Origin of the sequence: Lysobacter ciconiae, from assembly GCF_015209725.1 — a bacterium.
GTDB classification, from domain to species: domain Bacteria; phylum Pseudomonadota; class Gammaproteobacteria; order Xanthomonadales; family Xanthomonadaceae; genus Novilysobacter; species Novilysobacter ciconiae.
The window spans coordinates 2,042,850-2,061,042 of the sequence record NZ_CP063656.1; the positions used below are offsets into that span (position 1 = coordinate 2,042,850).

At 66.3% G+C, this 18,193-nt stretch carries 20 protein-coding genes and 1 pseudogene; 7 read left to right on the forward strand and 14 right to left on the reverse strand.

Features of this window, described 5'->3' with window-relative positions:
• Nucleotides 1–12: 12 nt before the first annotated feature.
• The 3 genes from pstB (at nt 13) to rnt (ending at nt 2,336) form a co-directional block, all read left to right on the forward strand.
• Nucleotides 13–816 (forward strand): phosphate ABC transporter ATP-binding protein PstB, encoded by an 804-nt coding sequence (pstB, locus tag INQ41_RS09140; RefSeq protein ID WP_407074268.1) that lies wholly within the window; start codon nt 13–15, stop codon nt 814–816.
• An 11-nt stretch (nt 817–827) separates the two neighbouring features.
• On the forward strand, nt 828–1,556 hold the full coding sequence (gene phoU, locus INQ41_RS09145; RefSeq protein WP_193987308.1) for a phosphate signaling complex protein PhoU: 729 nt from the start codon (nt 828–830) through the stop codon (nt 1,554–1,556).
• 87 nt (nt 1,557–1,643) lie between these two features.
• On the forward strand, nt 1,644–2,336 hold the full coding sequence (gene rnt, locus INQ41_RS09150; protein ID WP_193983842.1) for a ribonuclease T: 693 nt from the start codon (nt 1,644–1,646) through the stop codon (nt 2,334–2,336).
• Between the two features lie 33 nt (nt 2,337–2,369).
• Here the strand turns inward: rnt and sugE are convergent, their stop codons facing one another.
• Both sugE and rlmB read right to left on the reverse strand, forming a co-directional pair.
• Complete coding sequence (sugE, locus tag INQ41_RS09155) at nt 2,370–2,687, reverse strand: quaternary ammonium compound efflux SMR transporter SugE (protein ID WP_193983844.1); 318 nt, start codon at nt 2,685–2,687, stop codon at nt 2,370–2,372.
• A 376-nt stretch (nt 2,688–3,063) separates the two neighbouring features.
• Nucleotides 3,064–3,825, reverse strand: coding sequence for a 23S rRNA (guanosine(2251)-2'-O)-methyltransferase RlmB (rlmB, locus tag INQ41_RS09160; protein ID WP_193983846.1), 762 nt, complete (start codon nt 3,823–3,825; stop codon nt 3,064–3,066).
• A gap of 82 nt (nt 3,826–3,907) precedes the next feature.
• On the opposite strand from rlmB, the gene INQ41_RS09165 reads away from it, so the two are divergent.
• Both INQ41_RS09165 and INQ41_RS09170 read left to right on the forward strand, forming a co-directional pair.
• A complete protein-coding gene (locus INQ41_RS09165; RefSeq protein ID WP_193983847.1) occupies nt 3,908–4,645 on the forward strand; it encodes a DNA-formamidopyrimidine glycosylase family protein in 738 nt (245 codons plus the stop codon).
• A 31-nt stretch (nt 4,646–4,676) separates the two neighbouring features.
• Nucleotides 4,677–5,816 (forward strand): DmpA family aminopeptidase, encoded by a 1,140-nt coding sequence (locus INQ41_RS09170; protein WP_193983849.1) that lies wholly within the window; start codon nt 4,677–4,679, stop codon nt 5,814–5,816.
• Between the two features lie 60 nt (nt 5,817–5,876).
• On the opposite strand, the gene INQ41_RS09175 is transcribed toward INQ41_RS09170, so the two are convergent.
• The 3 genes from INQ41_RS09175 to INQ41_RS09185 form a co-directional block, all read right to left on the reverse strand.
• Nucleotides 5,877–6,311: an HIT family protein gene (locus tag INQ41_RS09175; RefSeq protein WP_193983850.1), complete on the reverse strand. Its 435-nt coding sequence runs from the start codon at nt 6,309–6,311 to the stop codon at nt 5,877–5,879.
• A 54-nt stretch (nt 6,312–6,365) separates the two neighbouring features.
• Nucleotides 6,366–6,779: a hypothetical protein gene (locus INQ41_RS09180; RefSeq protein WP_228076561.1), complete on the reverse strand. Its 414-nt coding sequence runs from the start codon at nt 6,777–6,779 to the stop codon at nt 6,366–6,368.
• 129 nt (nt 6,780–6,908) lie between these two features.
• On the reverse strand, nt 6,909–8,306 hold the full coding sequence (locus INQ41_RS09185; RefSeq protein WP_193983852.1) for a hypothetical protein: 1,398 nt from the start codon (nt 8,304–8,306) through the stop codon (nt 6,909–6,911).
• A 252-nt stretch (nt 8,307–8,558) separates the two neighbouring features.
• Between INQ41_RS09185 and INQ41_RS09190 the strand changes: the two genes are divergently transcribed.
• Entirely contained in the window at nt 8,559–8,981 is a 423-nt protein-coding gene (locus INQ41_RS09190; RefSeq protein ID WP_193983853.1) for a PepSY domain-containing protein, read from the forward strand.
• A 92-nt stretch (nt 8,982–9,073) separates the two neighbouring features.
• Here INQ41_RS09190 and INQ41_RS09195 read toward each other — a convergent pair whose 3' ends face one another.
• The 9 genes and pseudogenes from INQ41_RS09195 to INQ41_RS09235 all read right to left on the reverse strand — a co-directional run.
• Nucleotides 9,074–9,805, reverse strand: a complete 732-nt coding sequence (locus INQ41_RS09195) for a phospholipase D family protein (protein WP_193983855.1) — start codon at nt 9,803–9,805, stop codon at nt 9,074–9,076.
• A 23-nt stretch (nt 9,806–9,828) separates the two neighbouring features.
• Nucleotides 9,829–10,113 carry a hypothetical protein gene (locus INQ41_RS09200; RefSeq protein WP_193983858.1) on the reverse strand — a complete coding sequence of 95 codons (285 nt, stop codon included), beginning with the start codon at nt 10,111–10,113 and terminating at the stop codon, nt 9,829–9,831.
• A gap of 267 nt (nt 10,114–10,380) precedes the next feature.
• Nucleotides 10,381–10,758 carry a PH domain-containing protein gene (locus tag INQ41_RS09205; RefSeq protein ID WP_193983860.1) on the reverse strand — a complete coding sequence of 126 codons (378 nt, stop codon included), beginning with the start codon at nt 10,756–10,758 and terminating at the stop codon, nt 10,381–10,383.
• Between the two features lie 456 nt (nt 10,759–11,214).
• Nucleotides 11,215–11,457, reverse strand: a complete 243-nt coding sequence (locus INQ41_RS09210) for a hypothetical protein (RefSeq protein WP_193983862.1) — start codon at nt 11,455–11,457, stop codon at nt 11,215–11,217.
• A 93-nt stretch (nt 11,458–11,550) separates the two neighbouring features.
• A complete protein-coding gene (locus tag INQ41_RS09215) occupies nt 11,551–11,826 on the reverse strand; it encodes a hypothetical protein (protein ID WP_193983864.1) in 276 nt (91 codons plus the stop codon).
• Between the two features lie 75 nt (nt 11,827–11,901).
• Entirely contained in the window at nt 11,902–12,576 is a 675-nt protein-coding gene (locus INQ41_RS09220) for an HAD family hydrolase (protein WP_228076562.1), read from the reverse strand.
• A 78-nt stretch (nt 12,577–12,654) separates the two neighbouring features.
• On the reverse strand, nt 12,655–15,123 hold the full coding sequence (gene rnr, locus INQ41_RS09225) for a ribonuclease R (RefSeq protein WP_193983866.1): 2,469 nt from the start codon (nt 15,121–15,123) through the stop codon (nt 12,655–12,657).
• A 66-nt stretch (nt 15,124–15,189) separates the two neighbouring features.
• Entirely contained in the window at nt 15,190–15,474 is a 285-nt protein-coding gene (locus tag INQ41_RS09230; RefSeq protein WP_193983868.1) for a lipid-A-disaccharide synthase N-terminal domain-containing protein, read from the reverse strand.
• Nucleotides 15,475–15,569: 95 nt separating this feature from the next.
• A pseudogene (locus INQ41_RS09235) lies at nt 15,570–16,328 on the reverse strand (glycosyltransferase family 2 protein); the annotation flags it as partial.
• Between the two features lie 114 nt (nt 16,329–16,442).
• On the opposite strand from INQ41_RS09235, the gene INQ41_RS09240 reads away from it, so the two are divergent.
• Nucleotides 16,443–18,158 carry an ArnT family glycosyltransferase gene (locus INQ41_RS09240; protein ID WP_193983871.1) on the forward strand — a complete coding sequence of 572 codons (1,716 nt, stop codon included), beginning with the start codon at nt 16,443–16,445 and terminating at the stop codon, nt 18,156–18,158.
• The last annotated feature ends 35 nt before the right edge of the window (nt 18,159–18,193 follow it).

Consider the following 18,193-nt stretch of genomic DNA (forward strand, 5'->3'; position numbering starts at 1 on the left):
AGTGCCAGTGTCCTGGAGCGGGCGACCCGGTCGACTCCGCTTGCGGCCGACACCGCGCAGGCATCGCCAAAGCTCGATGTCCGCGCGCTGGACTTCCATTACGACCGCTTCCATGCGCTCAAGGACATCCACCTGTCGATCCCGGAGAAGCAGATCACAGCGCTCATCGGCCCGTCGGGCTGCGGCAAGTCGACGCTGCTGCGGGTGTTCAACCGGATCTACGCGCTGTACCCGAAGATGCGCGCGACCGGCCAGGTGTTGCTGGACGGCGCCGACATCCTGGATCCGCGTTACCCCTTGAACCGCCTGCGCAGTCGGGTCGGCATGGTCTTCCAGAAACCGGTGCCGTTCCCGATGACGATCTTCGAGAACGTCGCCTACGCCATCCGCCACCACGAGAAGCTCTCCAAGGCGGAGATGGCGGTGCGTGTCGAGCAGGCCCTGCAGCAGGCGGCGCTGTGGGACGAGGTCAAGGACAAGCTGGGCGCCAGTGCGCTGGGCCTGTCGGGCGGGCAGCAGCAGCGCCTGTGCATCGCCCGCGCGGTCGCGCTGCGGCCGGACGTGCTGTTGCTGGACGAGCCGACCTCGGCACTGGACCCGATCTCCACCAGCCGCATCGAGCAGCTCATCGCCGGCCTCAAGAACGACTTCACCATCGTCATGGTGACGCACAACATGCAGCAGGCGGCGCGGGTGTCGGACTACACCGCCTTCATGTACCTGGGCGACCTGGTCGAACACGACGCGACCGCGACGATATTTTCCAATCCCTCGCAGCGCCAGACCGAGGACTACATCACCGGGCGGTTCGGATGAGCACGAACGCGATGGACGGCTCCGGCGCCGGGATTCTGCAGGGCCACGATGCGGAACAGCTGCGCCTGCTGCAGGAAACCCTGCGCATGGGCGAGCTGGCAGCGGTGCAGCTGGAGGGCGCACTCGCCCTGCTGGCCCGCAACGACCCACCAGCGGCCATGCGGCTGATCGCCGCAGACGCCGCCATCGACGCGCTGGAGCAGCAGATCAGTCACGACGTGATGCAACTGGCCCTGCACGGGCCGATGGCGCGCGACCTGCGCGGCATCCTGGCCGCGTTGCGCATCACCTCCGACATCGAGCGCATAGGCGATTTCGCGGCCAACCTGGCCAAGCGTTCCACCGTGCTCGGCGACACCCTGCCGCGGCAGCGGATCGCCACGCTGCAGGGCATCGGGCATCTGGCGGTGACCCAGTTGCGGGAGGTGATGGCGGCCTATCGCGACCACGACGCCGAAGCCGCGCGGGCGGTGAGGGAGCGCGATGTGGCCATCGACCGGGCCTACACCGCGGTGTTCGCGGAATTGCTTGGCGACATGATGGGCGACGCGGCAACCATCCCGGCCTGCGCCCACCTGCTGTTTGTCGCCAAGAACCTGGAGCGGATCGGCGACCACGCCACCAACATCGCCGAGAACGTCTGGTTCCTGGTCCACGGCGACGATCCGCTGCCACCGCGGGAGAAACGCGACCACAGCAGCACCCTCGCGGCCGGCGACGCCAGTAAGCCGGCGCGCTGATCGCCGGGTTGCCGGAGTGCATCGGCACGGCCTTCGGAACGTCCGCGCGCACCGGGGTGCTCGCCCGCCTCTGCTACGCTTTCCGCCATGACCGACGCCGCGCCCTCCGCCTCCACGCCAGGTTTGCCTGACGCGCCCACCATCTCGCCGCTGGCCACGCGCTTTCGCGGCTTCCTGCCGGTGGTGGTCGACGTGGAGACCGGCGGTTTCGACTGGAACCGCCACGCGCTGCTGGAAATCGCGGTGGTGCCGGTGGACATCGACGAGAACGGCCTGCTGGTTCCGGGCAAGACGGCCAGCGCGCATGTCATCCCGGCGCCCGGCCTGGACATCGATCCCAAGTCGCTGGAGATCACCGGCATCGTGCTGGACCATCCGTTCCGCTTCGCCAAGGAAGAGCGCGCCGCGCTCGACCATGTGTTCGCGCCCGTGCGCGAGGCGCTGCGACGACACGGCTGCCAGCGCGCGATCCTGGTCGGCCACAACGCGCACTTCGACCTGAACTTCCTCAACGCGGCGGTGGCGCGCACCGCGCACAAGCGCAATCCGTTCCACCCCTTCAGCGTGTTCGACACGGTCACCTTGGCCGGGGTCGCCTACGGGCAGACGGTGCTGGCGCGGGCCGCGGCGGCGGCGGGCATCGAGTGGGACGCCAACGAGGCGCACTCGGCGGTGTATGACACAGAGCGCACGGCCGAGTTGTTCTGCCAGATCGTCAATGCGTGGCCGACGCCGATGCCGGGCGTGGCGCCGCTGGCGCGGGCACCTGCGTCGGGCTGAGGTTTTGGCAGAGTCCGGTTTGCGACCGCGGGCTTACGGGGTCGCGAGTTTCAGGCCGACCATGCCGGCGATGATCAGGGCGACGCTGCCGATGCGCAGGGCGTTGACGGGCTCGTCAAACAGGACCACCCCAAGGATCACGGTGCCCACGGCGCCGACACCGACCCAGATGGCGTAGGCGGTGCCGACGGGCAGGCTCTTCATCGCGATTCCGAGCATCCAGACGCTGATCGCCATCGCCACCAGGGTGCCCACCGTTGGCCAGAGGCGGGTGAAGCCTTCGGAGTACTTGAGGCCGATGGCCCAGGCGATTTCGAACAGGCCGGCGGTGAGGAGGATGATCCAGTTCATGGCGTTCTCCGGGTCAATGGGGTCGTCCCCGGGTGAGATGAAGCGGCGGGGTCGTCCCCTGGTGACGCGGGAGGCGTCTATGGCGCGGTGGTTACGCGGGACGTTTGGTGGTTATGCCGGAAGCGCCTGCCGGGTGCTCCGTCCAGTCGCTCCACGATATTCGCTTGGTGGACGGAACACCCGGCAGGCGCCGCCGATAGGTTGCGGCGGCGGCGGAAGAAATCAAAAGCCGGGGTAGCGGGTACCGGGTGTGGATGCCCTTGGGTGTGAAGTAAGGGAGGAGGCACCGGCTTCATCGGTGCCGGCGGACATTCATACCCAAGGGCATTCACACCCGGCGCTCCGTGTGGCGATGGTTCCGGACCCGCAAACCGGGTCAGCCGGTGACGCGCTGGCGGACGGCTTCGAAGAGGGTGACGCCGGCGGCGACCGAGACGTTCAGGCTTTCGACGCCGGCACCGCCGTCGGCGCCGGGCATGGGGATGTTGACGAGCTGGTCGCAGTTTTCGCGGGTGAGGCGGCGCAGGCCGTCGCCTTCGCCGCCGAGCACCAGGCCGACGTTGCCGCGCAGGTCGACGTTGTACAGGCTGCCTTTGGCTTCGCCGGCCAGGCCGTACAGCCAGACGCCGAGTTTCTGCAGGTCGCGCATCGTGCGGGCCAGGTTGGTGACCGGGATCACGGCGACGCTGTCGGCGGCGCCGGCGGAGGTCTTGCGCACGGTCGCGTTGACCTGCACGGCCTTGTCCTTGGGAAAGATCACCGCGGTCACGCCGGCGGCGGCGGCGCTGCGCAGGCAGGCGCCGAGGTTGTGCGGGTCCTGCACGCCGTCGAGGATCAGCAGCAACGCGCGGCCTTCGGCGGCGGTGACGAGGTCTTCCAGTTCGTTCTCGTCCCAGGTTTTCGCCGCTTCATAGCGCGCGACCACGCCCTGGTGGCGCAGGCTGCCGGCGACGCCGGAGAGCGCCTGCTGGTTGACCCGGCGCACGTCGATGCCGAAGCGGCGGGCGGAGCCTTCGATCTCGGTCAGGCGCGGGTTCTTGCCGCCCGCCTCGATCAGGACCTCGCGCACATTGTCGGCGTCGTGCTCGATCGCGGCGGCGACGGCGTTGATGCCGGCGATCCATTGTTTCTGGCTCATGGGGGTGGGGAGCGAATGGGGGGCGGCCATTGTAGGCGGGCGCGTTGACGCCTGCCTCATGCGGGCTGCCTATAGTCCGCCCATGCCCGAGGGTCCTTCGATCGTCATCCTGCGCGAGGCCGCTGCGAAATTCGCCGGCCGCAGGGTGCTCAGCGTCTCCGGCAACAGCACCCAGGACATCCAGCGCATGCGCAACCTGACGGTGGTCGCGGTGCGCAGCTGGGGCAAGCATTTCCTGCTGCAGTTTCCGCGCTTCAGCGTGCGCATCCACATGCTGCTGTTCGGCAGCTACCGCATCGACGAGGACAAGGGCACGCCGCCGCGGCTGTCGCTGGGCTTCAGCAAGGGCGAGGCGCTGAATTTCTACGCCTGTTCGGTGCGCTTCCTGGAAGGCGACCTGGACGATCATTACGAATGGAGCGGCGACGTGATGAGCGACGACTGGGACCCGGCCGCCGCGCGCCGCAAGCTCCGTGCGCGGCCGGAGGCGCTGGCGGCCGACGTGCTGCTCGACCAGAACGTGTTTGCCGGCGTGGGCAACATCATCAAGAACGAAGTGCTGCACCGCATCCGCTTGCACCCCGAGAGCACCGTCGGCGCCCTGCCCGCGCGCAAGCTGGGCCAGCTGGTCACCCAGGCGCGGGACTACAGCTTCGACTTCTATCACTGGAAGAAGGCCTTCCAGCTGAAGAAGCACTACCAGGTCCACACCAGGACGATCTGCCCGCGCGACGGAACGCGACTGAGCTACCGCAAGCATCTGGGGGCGGCGCAACGCCGCGCGTTCTGGTGCGACACCTGCCAGCGGTTTTACGGTTAGGGTGGCGGTCGGACCACCGGAGGGAACCAACATGCTTGTACGCCTGCTCGTCGTCGCCCTGCTGTGGGCCGCCTGCACACCTGTACTCGCGCAGAAGAAAAACCTGCGCGATCACGGCATCGAAGTGGGCGTGCTGGCGCCCGGCCAGTGGAACGCGATCACCGATGTGCCGGGCGTTGCGGTCGGCCATACAACGCTGCTACGTGGGAAGAACATCCGCACCGGCGTCACCGCGGTACTGCCGCATGCCGGCAATATCTTCCAGGACAAGGTCCCGGCCGCGGTGTACGTGGGCAACGGTTTCGGCAAGCTGGCCGGCTCCACCCAGGTCGCCGAGCTCGGCGCGCTGGAGACGCCGATCATCCTGACCAACACTCTTGGCGTGCCGGTCGCGGCAGACGCGCTGATCGACCACGCCTTCTCCTATGCCGAGAATGCTGACGTCGGCTCGGTCAACCCGGTGGTCGGGGAAACCAACGACGGTTACCTCAACGACATCCGCGGCCGCCATGTCACCAAGCGCGACGTGCTGGCGGCGATCAAATCGGCCGCTCGCGGCCACGTCGCCCAGGGCAATGTCGGTGCCGGCACCGGCACGGTCGCATTTGGCTTCAAGGGCGGCATCGGCACGTCCTCGCGCAAGCTGCCCGGCAACCTGGGCGGGCATACGGTGGGCGTGCTGGTGCAGACCAACTTCGGCGGCGTGCTGAGCGTGGACGGCGTGTCGATCGGCAAGGCGCTCGGCAAGCACTATCTGAGCGACGCGCTCAACGACTCGCCCGACGGCTCGTGCATGATCATCGTCGCCACCGACGCGCCGCTGGACGCCCGCAACCTGGAGCGGCTGGCCAAGCGCGCCATGCTCGGCCTGGCCCGGACCGGCGGCATCGCCTCCAACGGCAGCGGCGACTATGTGATCGCGTTCACGGCCAAAGAGTCGGTGCGTGTGCCGCATGACGCCGACAGCCCGACCCGGCAGCTGACCGTGCTGCGCAACGACGCCATGTCGCCGTTGTTCATGGCCGCCATCGAGGCGACCGAGGAAGCCATCCTCAACTCGCTTTTCCAGGCCGAAACAACCGTCGGCCGCGATGGCCACGAGGTCAAAGCGCTGCCGGTGGATGAGGTGCTGGGGATCATGGAGGCGCGGGGGTATCGGGTTTTGCGTTGAGCGGGAGCGCCGCATCCAGCGCATCGGCCGGGTTCGACGGCGTCGCTATCGAAGGAATCGCTAGGTTGCCGCACCCAACACCCGCGCCAGCTTGGCGGCTACCCGGTTGAGCTCATCCCTGCTTGCCGGGTCGTCGAATCCCGGCGGAAGATTCCAGCTGAAACCGTCCCCCACGTGCCTCGGGTTCACATGAATATGGGCATGGAAAACGGTCTGCGATGCGGCAGCGCCGTTGCACATCACGATGTTGACGCCATCGCAACGGATATCGGTATTGCCATATGACTGGGCAATCTGCTGAGCGACCTTGAACATGTGGCCCGCCGTCGAGGGTGGCAGGTCGAAGATGTTCACGTGGTGCGCGTTGGGGATGACCAAAGCATGGCCTTCGTTCACGGGCTCGATCGTCAGCAATGCGGTGCACGTGTCGTCGCGGTAGATGATGCTCGCCGCAGACCTTCCGGAAAGGATTTCGCAAAATATGCAGCTAGACATGTGCGGTCCCGGGTCATGCCGACGCCACTTTTGGCGTTCGGATTGAAGCGACGGTCAGGCGGCGCACCACAACGCGATGCCGCCAATGGCGAACAGGATCACCCACGCCAGGTGCCTGCCGCGGGTGAAGACCAGGGGCAGGAAGCCACTCACAAGGAAGGTGGCGCCGATGATATCCAGCATTTCGGAAACTGCGAGGTCTCCGCGACCTGCGTACAGAAGCAGCACGCCGAAGCCGAACCACGCGACGGTGGTGATGTGCCAGGCAAAGCGCAGCGTGCGCACGGTGAACTCCGGGCTGCCAAAGAGCTTCGGCATGTCGGCGCGCCGGAACAAGCGCGCAAGGATGTACTTCTCACCGAGCGCGGAATGGGCGATGCCAAGCGCGACGGAGAGAATGCCGCGAAGTAGAGGAGTGCCGCCATGGCCGCTTACCCATTCAAGGTCTGAACAATGCACCTGTCCCACGCGACAATAGCCCCGATTGAGCCGGTCATCGCGAGGATTGCTGACCTCGGCGGAATAATTTCACTTCTGTCAGCGACTGAGCCGGCAATCGACCGCGCAAGCGACTCAGGCGACGCGGAAGATGGAAACTCAGTTCTCGTCCAACACATGCCCGCGCTGTGACTTGAACACGGCCTCGGCGCCGGGGTGGTTGACCGGGTCGCCGTTGGCGTCGGTGGGATAGCCGAGCTCGTACATCACATCGCTCAGCTTGGCGCCGTCTTCTTCATAGCCTTCAACAATCGAGTCGATGATCTGATCGCTCAGCATGTCCACGCCGGTACGCGAGCCGCTGGCGGCCGGGCCGCCGCCGGGAAGGCCGGCGATCTTCAACGCGCCACCAAAGATGTCGCGGACCATCTCCGCCTGCGCGACCCGGTCGTCGGTCACGGTGCGCACGCCGGCCTCGACCGCGCCCATCAGGTAGCCCAGGTTGTGGGCATTGGCGTATTGCCCGTCGGCGTCGGTCTCGATGAACCGCGTGGCGGGGTCGCCCTGCAGGTCATCGCCCTTCTGGACCTTGGTGATCAGTTCACCGACCTGCTCCTCACGACCGGCGGCCAACTGCTCGGTGACGTAGGTGACCAAGGCACTGCCGTCATGGTCCACCACCTCCAGCCGCGCCACGATGGCGTTCACATCGGTGTTGATCAGCGTGGTCATGGAATTGGCGAGCGTGTCGCGCGCGCCGTCGTTGCGCGAATCCGTGCCTACCTCGAACGGCACCGCACCGTTGTCGCCGCCGCCCTGGACGACCGCGAGTTTCTCCGAGGCCAGTTCGAACACGTCCGCCTTGACGTTGGGGTCGCTGCTGGATGCGGCCGCGTCAACGATGCGGCCTGCCAAGGTGGTGTCGAAGTTGGTGATATTGCCGTTGCGGCTGCTGGTTTCGGCTTGGCCGATGCCGGCCTGCATGACGGAAGCTTGCTGGCTGTCGCTGAGCGCGTTCCAGGCGTCGTCGAAGTACTCGCCCTCCAAGCTCGCCAGCACCTCCGCCACGGCAAGCGCATCGGGATCGGCAAGCAGCTTGTCGGTCACGTCATTACGGTGCGTCGGTTCAGGGTCGAAGTGCGCATCACCGGTATTGGTGCGGCCGGCCATGGCCTCGATAAACGCCTGCTTGGCTTCCGGCGAACCGTGGGTGGCGACCGCCGCGCCCAGTTCACGGATGCTGTCGGGGTTGCCGGAGGCATCGAAGGCCGCAACCATGCGCACCATCTGCTCGGCATCCAGGCCCTCGGCCAGCTTGTTGAACAAGGTCTGCCGCTCATCCGCGCTGAGGCTGCCCAGACTGCCGTGGATCTCGCCGGCCCAATTCTCCAGTTCCGCATCGCTCATCCCGGCGATGACGTCGTTGCGCTCGGACGGGCTCAGGTCCGCCAACGTGTTGTTGATGGACTTGAGGTCGCCGTGGGAGACGTCCCAGTCGAAGATCCCTTGGGAGAGGCGGTCCTTGATTGAGTTGATGGCGTTGTCTACGGCGCTCATGGGAATCACCAGGTGGCGGGGTACACCTCCATCCTCCGCATCGCCGAGCCGTATGGAAGCTAGGGATGACCCCATGCTGGGGCCATACAGCGCTGGTTGACGGGTGTACTCGTCATCACGATGCATCTTCGTGTCAATGCCTCCGTCGCAACGACGCCGGGCGTGTGCGTATGGTTCCGCGGCCCTCGTTCACGGTGCCTTGGCGACGCCAACTCCACAGTAGCCAATCCCTGACCCAGCGAGGCGACGACGATGCTCAAGTCCACTGTTTTCTGCGCCGGCCTGATTTTTGCCGGGAGCGTAGGCGCGCAAGCCGCAAATCTCACCCAGGCGGACGCCCAGGCAAAGCTCACCGAGGCCGGCTATCAGGAGGTTCGCGACGTTGAAATGGACGACGGGTTCTGGGAGGCGGATGCGCGGCGCGCCGATGGCACCTGGGTGGATGTTCGCGTGCATCCGGTGAGCGGCAAGGTCTATGCCGAAGACACCACCCCCAAGCTGGACGCGGAAGCTATCAGCAAAAAGCTCAAGGCCGCGGGATACACCAACGTGCGCGATATCGATTTCGATGACGGTGTCTGGGAGGTGGACGCGCGGAACAAGGCTGGCGCCAAGGTGGATCTGGCAGTGGATCCGGATGACGGGTCGGTGTTGTCGGAACGAGAGGATCACTGAGATCGAGGACGGCGTGCACCCAGCCGGTCATCGCGACGGTTGCGGACCCTGGGGCGCTCCCAACCCCCGCCCCATCTGCGACCCATGATCGGTCAGGCGTCCGTCGCTTCTGGCCAGAGGAAGTACGCGCCGAATCGGGGACTCACGCGGAGCTCGCCTCCGGCGGCCTTGCCGGCATCGGTCAGCACCTGCTTGCCGTCCTTCAGCTCCAGGTGGCCTTTGGCGACCATGCGGTCGAGGAAGTCGCCGGTCTTGAGGCCGAGCTTGCGGGCCAGCTTTGAACTGGTCAGCTTGCCGACGTCGTCGGCGCCGTCCTGATCGGACACCGCGTCAGCGGCCTGCTCCGCTTCCGCCGGCTTTTCTTCGGGCGGGGTCGCCACCCGCTCCATCGAGATACGCACCTCGTCGCTGATGCGGATGATTCGCTGGGCTTCCTCATACGCCTCGCGATACAGCTCTGCGTCCTCCGAGCGGCGGATCAGGATGCCCATCTCGTTGTTGTTGACCTGGCTGAACTCGTAGAGGTTGAGGCTGGTGATGATGCACAGCTCCTCATTGAGGTAGCACTTGGCGTGCAGGTTCTTGCAGAAGCTGGTGCGGATATAGGTCTGCTCGCGCAACCAGCTGATCTCCAGCGGCTGCAACTCGCTCTTTCCGTAAACAATGCGCACGTCGATCTTGAGCCGGTTCTTGTCGGCCAGCAGTTCCTTGATGCGGTCGTTGAGTTTCAGATACGGGCTGATGAGGATCAGCCGGTCCTTGGCGTCCTTGATGAGCTCTTCAAGGAAGTAATTGGTTGCGCTGGTGTTGAGAAACTTGGCCATGACGTTTGCCTGTCAGAGACAGGTCACACCTCCCCCGGTCGGCCGGCGTCGGAAGGCCTTGGCGCCATTGCGGTCCGGTTTGCGGCGAGTTCGGCCGAGATGCGGGCCAGCTCGGCGTTGGTCTTCTTCGATTCGGCGATGATCTCGGCCAGCTTGTCCTTGGTGCCGAAAATCGCGAACGGCAGGAAGAACCACAGCACCGCGAGAGCGAACGCGAAAATTGTGAATACGAGGCCCAGGCCTCCGGTCATCATTCCCATCTCAATCCCCTTGTAGAAGTCAAAAAATCCCCAGGGCGAGTAGACCACGTATGCCTTTTCGGAGCCATGGCGCCGCGCCGGGATGGCGCTTTGGGGCTCGAATCACGGCGCAGGTATCGTCCATAGCGACATCAGGGGGGGGAGTTGAATGGCGCGCCGAAGAACCAGTCCACTCGATGAGATCGAATCACTGCCGTGGTATGTCGGCGTGACGCTGGGGATCATCGCGTTTGTTTTCAGAAAAGGCACGCCGCCGGCGTAACGGCTACTTAAGCCGCGGTCCCGCCTGTGGTGCCTGGTGACCGCGTCCCATCGTCAACCGAGCACATATCCCGCTAGCACCGCCTGGACCTCGTAGATGCTCAGCTTCTTGTTGAAGGTTTTCTGCACCGGTGTTGCCGTCCCCGAAATCCAGATCTTCAGCTCCGCATCCAGATCGAAGCTGCCTGCGGTCTCGACGCTGAAGTGGGTGATACTTTTGTACGGGATCGAGTGGTATTCGACCTTGCTGCCGGTCAGTCCCTGCTTGTCCACCATGACCAGCCGCTTGTTGGTGAAGACAAAGTAGTCGCGGATGAGCTTGTAGACGTGCTCCACCGCCTCGCCTGGCGCGAGCACCTCCGCCAACTCCTGTTCGATCGCGGCATTGTCGATCTTGGATGCGTTGCCGAGCAGGCCATCGAGAAGTCCCATGATTTCCCCTGTTGTGCGGTCGCCAACCGCGACCTGTGGTTTATACGCCAGCGTGCTTTGCGCCGGTGACCGAGTGCCCCACCCGGCCTTTGCAGGCTTAGAACTTTTCTGCGCCCAAGCTAAGCCATATGCCAATGATCAGGATCGCAGCCACCATGATTCCAAAGAGCACTGCGGATAGCCCGGGTTCCCGCAGGGACACAAGGCCGGATATCAGGAAGCCGACCGGAAGCAGAAGCAATCTGTTCCCCGCCCAGCGATGCAAGGCTGCGGCATCTTTGACATTCGCATAGTTAACGACGTTGAGAGGCCGTGAGCTCCCGGCAAAACGAACGGCCAACCCTACTCCGAGAAGTATGGGCACCAATAGCAATTGGACGATTGCAAGCAATGAAGCCACGCGGTCTACACCTGAGCTGAGCCGCGCCGCGAGGCGGTGTCGGCGTGCGGAAACTTTCAGACATTGCCCGAGGGTATGTGGTCGAAAGGCAGCTTTCCCTTGAGCGCAAAATACCCCAACAGATATATCCCGTAGATGGCTCCCAGCGAGGTCAGCATTTCCAGCCAGCTCAAGTCTGCGGTAGAAGCCACAAACTGATACGCGCGCCGCCCGAGTGCCGTAGCGCCGCCCGCCGCCAAGGCGCCGCTGACTAGACGGAGAACAACACGGGAGTCAACAATTTCCTGGTCTGTCTTCATGGACTGTCCTTTCCTCAGGCTCAACGCAAGCGACTTGAACGGCCTAACCACTGAGTAAAGTCGCCCCGAAGCGGCGTCGGCTCGAACGCATTTTCAGGCCGTCCGCCGACGGTCGCGCCACGCTGGAACTGCGCGCCCCACGACAGCACCGATAGCAGAGCCCCAAAACGCACCGTTGGTGAATCGTTCTCCAGTGGAGTGCGCAATCAACGCCCCAATGGCAAAGCCAATCAGCACAAAAGCAGAAACGAATCGACTGATCCTCAGGCCGCGTGCTTCAGCCTCCCGTTTACGCCGCAGTTCTTCCCGGCCACGCAAGTCAGGCTCGAGGATCGCCTGCACGATTGCGTCAGCTTGCTTCTTTTCCACTTGCAGAGACCCCTGATTGCGGCCGAACACCGAAATTAAACGGCGCCGCGAAGCGGTCCCGGATTGAATAACCGGTTAGCGCCCGCCTGCGGCTCCTACTTCTTGCCACTGATAGTACTTCCTGGTGGCGATGCCGAGCAGGTCCCGATCCTCAAAGGTGTCCCCGTAAGCGTAGACCTCTGTGAACTTGTGCAAGTCATAGCGCTCGCGCACCCGGCGGGCCTTCTCCGCCAGAACGCATTGCTGCCCCTCGTAGTAGCCGGTAAGAACGCCATTGCGGCGCTGCAAAGATGAGCAGAGCAGCTCGAGGCCCTGTGCTTCGCACCAAGGCGCCAAGTACACGTCGAGGCCACCGGAAACCACGACAACCTCATGGCCCTGTGTTAGATGCCAAGCGATGCGTTGTATCGCCTCAGGCCGCAAAACCTTTGGCAGGTAGCTCTCGGCGAAGTCGCGGCCAGAAGTCACCACTGCCGAGGCCGCGACGCCGCTGTATCCAATGCGAACAATGGCGCGGCGAACAAGGGTCCCGGAGATGACCCGCCACTTGTATCCGAGCACCAGTGGCGCCAACAGCAGCCACCCCAAGAATAATCGCCGACGCGAGATTGACCGACGAAGGAACTCCGGCATTGTCTCGTGCGTGGTTATCGTTCCATCGAAGTCAAAGAGTGCGAGAGACATGTTTTTGGGGGCTAGCGGCAGAATTGAGCCGTTTCGCGGCCGCTCGAACATGTAGTTCTGCGTCATCGGCCACGTGTCGAGTCCCCTGCCTGCGGTGTGGGGTGTCGCAGGCAGGATACGCGATGGCGGGGTCGGCTCAGGCGGTCAGCTTTTCTTCTTGCGGCCCTTGGGCGCGGGCTTCTTGCCGGGTGCGTCGGCCTGCGCATCGCCCTGCGCTTCCGCCTCTTCGCCCGGTTTGCGCGGCTTGCCGTCGCCGGCCAGGCGGAAGTCGATCTTGCGCTCCTCCAGGCTGGCCTTCATCACGATGATGCTGACGCGGTCGCCCAGGCGGTATTCGCGGCCGGTCTTGTCGCCGGTGAGCGTCTTGCGAATCGGGTCGAAGCGGTAGTAGTCGTTGGGCAACTGGGTCACGTGTACCAGGCCGTTGACCTTGGACTGGTCCAGCTCGACGAACAGGCCAAAGCTGGTGACGCCGCTGATCACGCCGTCGAACTCGCTGCCCACGTGCTGCTCCATCCACGCGGCGCGGTAGCGGTCATCGACCTCGCGCGAGGCCTCGTCGGCACGGCGGCCGCGCTCGGAGCTCTGCAGGGACAGCTGGGCCATGTCGCTGGGCGAGTAGCGGTATTTCTCCGGCGCCGCGCCGCTGAGTGCGTGCTTGATCGCGCGGTGCACCAGCAGGTCGGGGTAGCGCCGGATCGGCGAGGTGAAGTGGGCGTACGCCTCCAGCGCCAGGCCGAAGTGGCCGATGTTTTCCGGCTGGTACACGGCCAGGCTCTGGCTGCGCAGCAGGACGGATTCGATCAGCGGCGCCTCGGCGCGCTCGCGGGTGTTGCGCAGCAGCTGGGTGTAGTCGCGCGGCTGCACCTTCGACCACGGCGGCATGCGCAGCTGGAACTCCTTGAGGAACTCCAGCAGGTCTTCGTACTTCTGCTCCGGCGGGCGGTCGTGGGTGCGGTAGGGGGCGACCACTTCGGCCTCGATGAGGAACTTCGCGGCCTCCACGTTGGCCGCGATCATGCATTCCTCGATCAGCTTGTGGGCGTCGTTGCGCACCAGCATGCCGGCCTGGATGACTTCGCCGCGCTCGCCGAGGACAAAGCGCACTTCGCTTGATTCAAACTCGATCGCGCCGCGCTTGGAGCGCGCCTTGGCCAGCACCTGGTAGAGCTGGTGCAGGCGCTGCAGGTTGGGCAGCAATTCGCCGACCTGCTGCTGCGCTTCCTCGCGCGCCTCATCCTCGATGCCATCGCCGATCGCGTTCCAGACCTGGTTGTAGGTCAGGCGGGCGTGCGAGCGCATCACCGCTTCGTAGAACTTCGACTCGGTCACCTGGCCCATGCGGTCCACCTGCATGTCGCAGACGAAGCACAGGCGGTCGACCTTGGGCTTGAGCGAGCAGATGCCGTTGGACAGCACCTCGGGCAGCATCGGCACCACGAAACCGGGGAAGTAGACCGAGGTGGCGCGGTTCTGCGCCTCCTCGTCCAGCGGCCGGCCGGGGCGCACGTAATGGGACACGTCGGCGATGGCGACGATCAACCGGAAACCGTCGCGGTTGGGTTCGCACCACACCGCGTCATCGAAATCCTTGGCGTCCTCGCCATCGATGGTGACCAGCGGGAACGCGCGCAGGTCCACGCGGTTCGCGGTCTCCTCGGCCTGCACCTCGACCGGGATCGCCCCCGCCTCGTCCAGCACCTCCGGGGCGAATTCATGCGGGATGTTGTGGCCGTGGATCGCGGCCTGCACCGCCAGCGAGGCGGTCAGCTTCTCGCCCAGCACGGTCAGGATGCGGCCCATCGGCGGGCGGCGCGCGTCGGGCGCACGGGTCAGCTCGCACACCACCAGGTTGCCCGGCTGCGCGTCGCCGCGACCCTCGGGCGGAATCAGGATGTTGCGCTGGACGCGGCGGTCGTCGGGCTCCACGTAGCAGATGCCGTCATCGACGATGAAGCGGCCGATCATCCGGCTCATCCGGCGCTCGAGCACCTCCAGGATCGTGCCTTCCTGGCGGCCGCGGTTGTCCATGCCGGTGAGGCCGGCGAGGACGCGGTCGCCGTGCATGACCTTCCGCATCTCGTAGGGCGGCAGGAACATGTCATCGCCGCCGGCATCCGGACGCAGGAAGCCGTAGCCGTCCGGGTTGGCGATTACGGTGCCGGCGACGAGGTCGAGCTGCTGGGCGGGGACGAAGCCGCCGCGCCGGTTCTGCAGCACCTGGCCGTCGCGCACCATCGCGCGCAGGCGGGCGGTCATCGCATCGAAGCGGTCGGGCTCGGTCAGGGCGAGCTTGGTCGCCAGCGCCTCGGCGTCCATCGGACCGTCGGCGGCGGCCAGCAACTGCAGGATCATTTCGCGGCTGGCGATGGGCTGGTCGTAGCGCGCGGCCTCGCGGGCGGCAAACGGATCGGCCAGCTTGCCGTCCTTGCCCGTGTCAGGGTGCAGCGGCGCCAGCGGCGGTTTGGGACCGCCGCGCGGTGCGTCGGGCAGCCAGCCGGGCTTCTTGCCCTTCGGCTTGCCGCCTGCGGCGCCTGCCGCGGATTTCGGGGTTCCGGCCTTGCCGGTCGATTTGGACGGCTTGCGGCCGCGCTTGCTGGGGGGCTTGTTCATGGAGGGGATGTTACAGCCCGACCACGTCAACGGCAGGTGGCTGGCGGGCGCTACGCGGCCGCGCCGTCAGGCGTCGCCGGTGTCCGCGCTCAACTTGCCGCGCCGGATCAGGTGCAGGTTGCGCAGGTAGATGAACAGCCCGGTGGACTGGCCGACGATGAACACCGGGTCGGCGCGGTGAATGGCGTACGCCAACAGGACCGTGCTGCCGCCCAGGCTGAGGTACCAGAACGCGGTCGGCACCACGCTGCGCTGCGCGCGCTCGGAGGCCAGCCACTGGAAGATGAAGCGCGACGCGAACAGCGCCTGGCCGACGAATCCCACGACCAGCCACGTGGTGAGGGTGTTCATGCGCTGCTCCTGTCCATCTGGATGGCGCGCTCGCCAGGGGTCTGGTCCGAATCGGGCGCGGCCGACTCGAGCGCGGACGGGCGCACCTTCGCCACGCGGTTGCGCCGGACCAGCCAGGCCACGCCCCACAGGTCGGACAGGCCGACCAGCGCGCGACCGAGGTTGGTGTAATGCGACGTGCCGGCGCCGCGCGGGCGGTGGTTCACCGGCACGCTGATCGTGCGCCAGCCGGCCCGCTGCATCAGCGCGGGCAGGTAACGGTGCATGTGGTCGAAGTACGGCAGGTCGAGGAAGGCCTCGCGCTCGAACAGCTTGATGCCGCAGCCGGTGTCGGGGGTCGCGTCGTGCAGCAGCGACTGGCGCACGGCGTTGGCGATCCGCGAGGCGAGGCGCTTGTCCCAGCGATCGCGGCGTTTGGTCCGCCAGCCGGCGACCAGGCGGATGTCATCACCAGCGGCGTCGCGCGCCGCCAGCAGGCGTGGCAGGTCGGCGGGATCGTTCTGGCCGTCGCCGTCCAGGGTGGCAATCCAGCGCCCCCGCGCGGCTTTCACCCCGACCCGGATCGCGGTGCTCTGGCCGGCCTGTTCGGCAAGCGGCAGCACGCGCAGCTCAGGCATGTCGGCGGCCGAGCGGCGCAGTTCCTCAAGGGTGTTGTCGGGGCTGGCGTCGTCGACGCACAGCACTTCGAAACGCACCACGCCACGCAGTGCGTTGCAGACTTCGCCCAGCAGCGCGCCGATATTGCCCGCCTCGTTATGCAGCGGAATCACCACCGACAGCTCTGGGACGTCCTCGCTTGCGGCCAAGCGAAAAGGACGTTCGAAACGCACGGGCTGGACGCGATCAACGCGCATTGGTGGAATCTCCGAACCGGGTGAGAATGATAAACACCGACCCGTGGACGCGTTGTTAGATTTACCTCAACAGCAACGCGCTTCGCCGGTCGCCCTGCTGATCGAGACCTGCGAATGCACCTTCCGCGCCTTAGCCCCCCGCACTCCGTCTGGTGGATCTTGTTGTTGGGCGCGCTGGCGCTCGCGGCGGGGCTCGGCCTTCGCGACCCCTCGCCACCCGACGAGCCGCGCTTCGTGCTCGCCGCGCAGGCCATGGTCGAAAGCGGGCAATGGGCGATCCCGCACCGCGGCGTCGAGCCCTACGCACACAAGCCGGCGCCCTTCATGTGGCTGCAGGCGCTCGCCTACACCGTGGTCGGCAACTGGCGCGTCGCCTTCCTGCTGCCCTCGCTGCTCGCCGCGCTCGGCACGCTGTGGCTGACCATCGACCTGGCGACGCGCCTGTGGGATCGTCGCACGGGCCTGCTTGCGGGCTGGGCGCTGCTCGCCTGCCTGCAATTCGGGCTGCAGGCGAAACGCGGCCAGATCGACATGGTGCTGGTCTTCTGGACGACGCTGTCGCTGTGGGCGTTGTCACGCCACCTGCTGCGCGGGCCGGATTGGCGCGCGTTGGCGCTGGGCGGCCTGGCTGCCGGCATCGGCACGGTGACCAAAGGGGTCGGCTTCCTGCCGCTGCTGATCCTGCTGCCGTGGTGCCTGGCGCGCCGGCGCGGGATGCAGCTGCCGATGGACGGCTACCGCGACCGGCGCTGGTGGTGGCTTCCGGCCGGGTTCCTGATCGGCGTCGGCGTCTGGCTGGTGCCGATGCTGTGGACGGTGGCCCGCAGCACCGACCCGGCGCTGCACGCCTACGCTGCCGAGATCCTGCTGAAGCAGACCGGCACCCGCTACGCCAATGCCTGGCACCACGTAAAGCCGGCCTGGTACTACCTGCAGGTGATCGCGACCCTGTGGCTGCCGGGCGCCCTGCTGCTGCCCTGGCTGGTGCCGCAATGGTGGCGCCGGATCCGCGCCGGCGACGCGCGCGTGCTCCTGCTGGTCGGCTGGGCGGTGCTGGTGCTGCTGTTCTTCACCGCCAGCCCGGGCAAGCGCGAGGTGTACCTGTTCCCCGCCCTGCCCGCGCTGTGCGTTGCCGCGGCATCGCTGCTGCCCGCGCTGCTGGAACGGGCGTGGGTGCGCCGGGTGCTGCTGGGCTACGTGGTCGTGCTGGCGTCCGCGGCGCTGGTGCTGGCGGCCGGCGGACTGTCCGGAACCGGTTGGCTGGATGGCGTGGCCAGCGAACGTGCACTGGATGCCGCGACGGTCCGCTCGCTGCTGCTCTGGACCGGCATGCTGGGTCTGGGAGGCCTCGCGCTGGCAGCCTGGGGACGCACCGCGCGCGCCGGCGTGGTCGCGGTCGCCTTCAACCTGCTGTTGTGGACGGTGTACGGCCTGGGACTTGCGCCGGCGCTGGACGCCAGCAGTTCGGCCCGGGAATTGATGCAACAGGTGCGCACGCGGATCGGCCCGGAGGCGACACTGGGCCTGGTCGGCTGGCGCGAACAGCACCTGCTCCAGGCCACCGGTCCGGTTACCGAGTTCGGCTTCTCGCGCGACGAACGCCTGCAGTGGCGCGATGGCGTGGCCTGGCTGGCGCAGGATCCATCCCGTCGCTGGCTGTTCGCGCTGAAGGAGGCGGCGGAGAGCTGCGTCGATCCCGCGCAGTTGATCGAGCTGGGGCGTTCCAGCCGCCGCGACTGGGTGCTGGTGCCCGGCGACGCGTACGTGACCGGCTGCGTGCCGCCGCTGCCGGAGGACCTGCACGTTTCAGCGGCCGCCGCTCCGGACTGAGAGACGTGTGCCGGGGGCACGCGGCGTGACCTGCG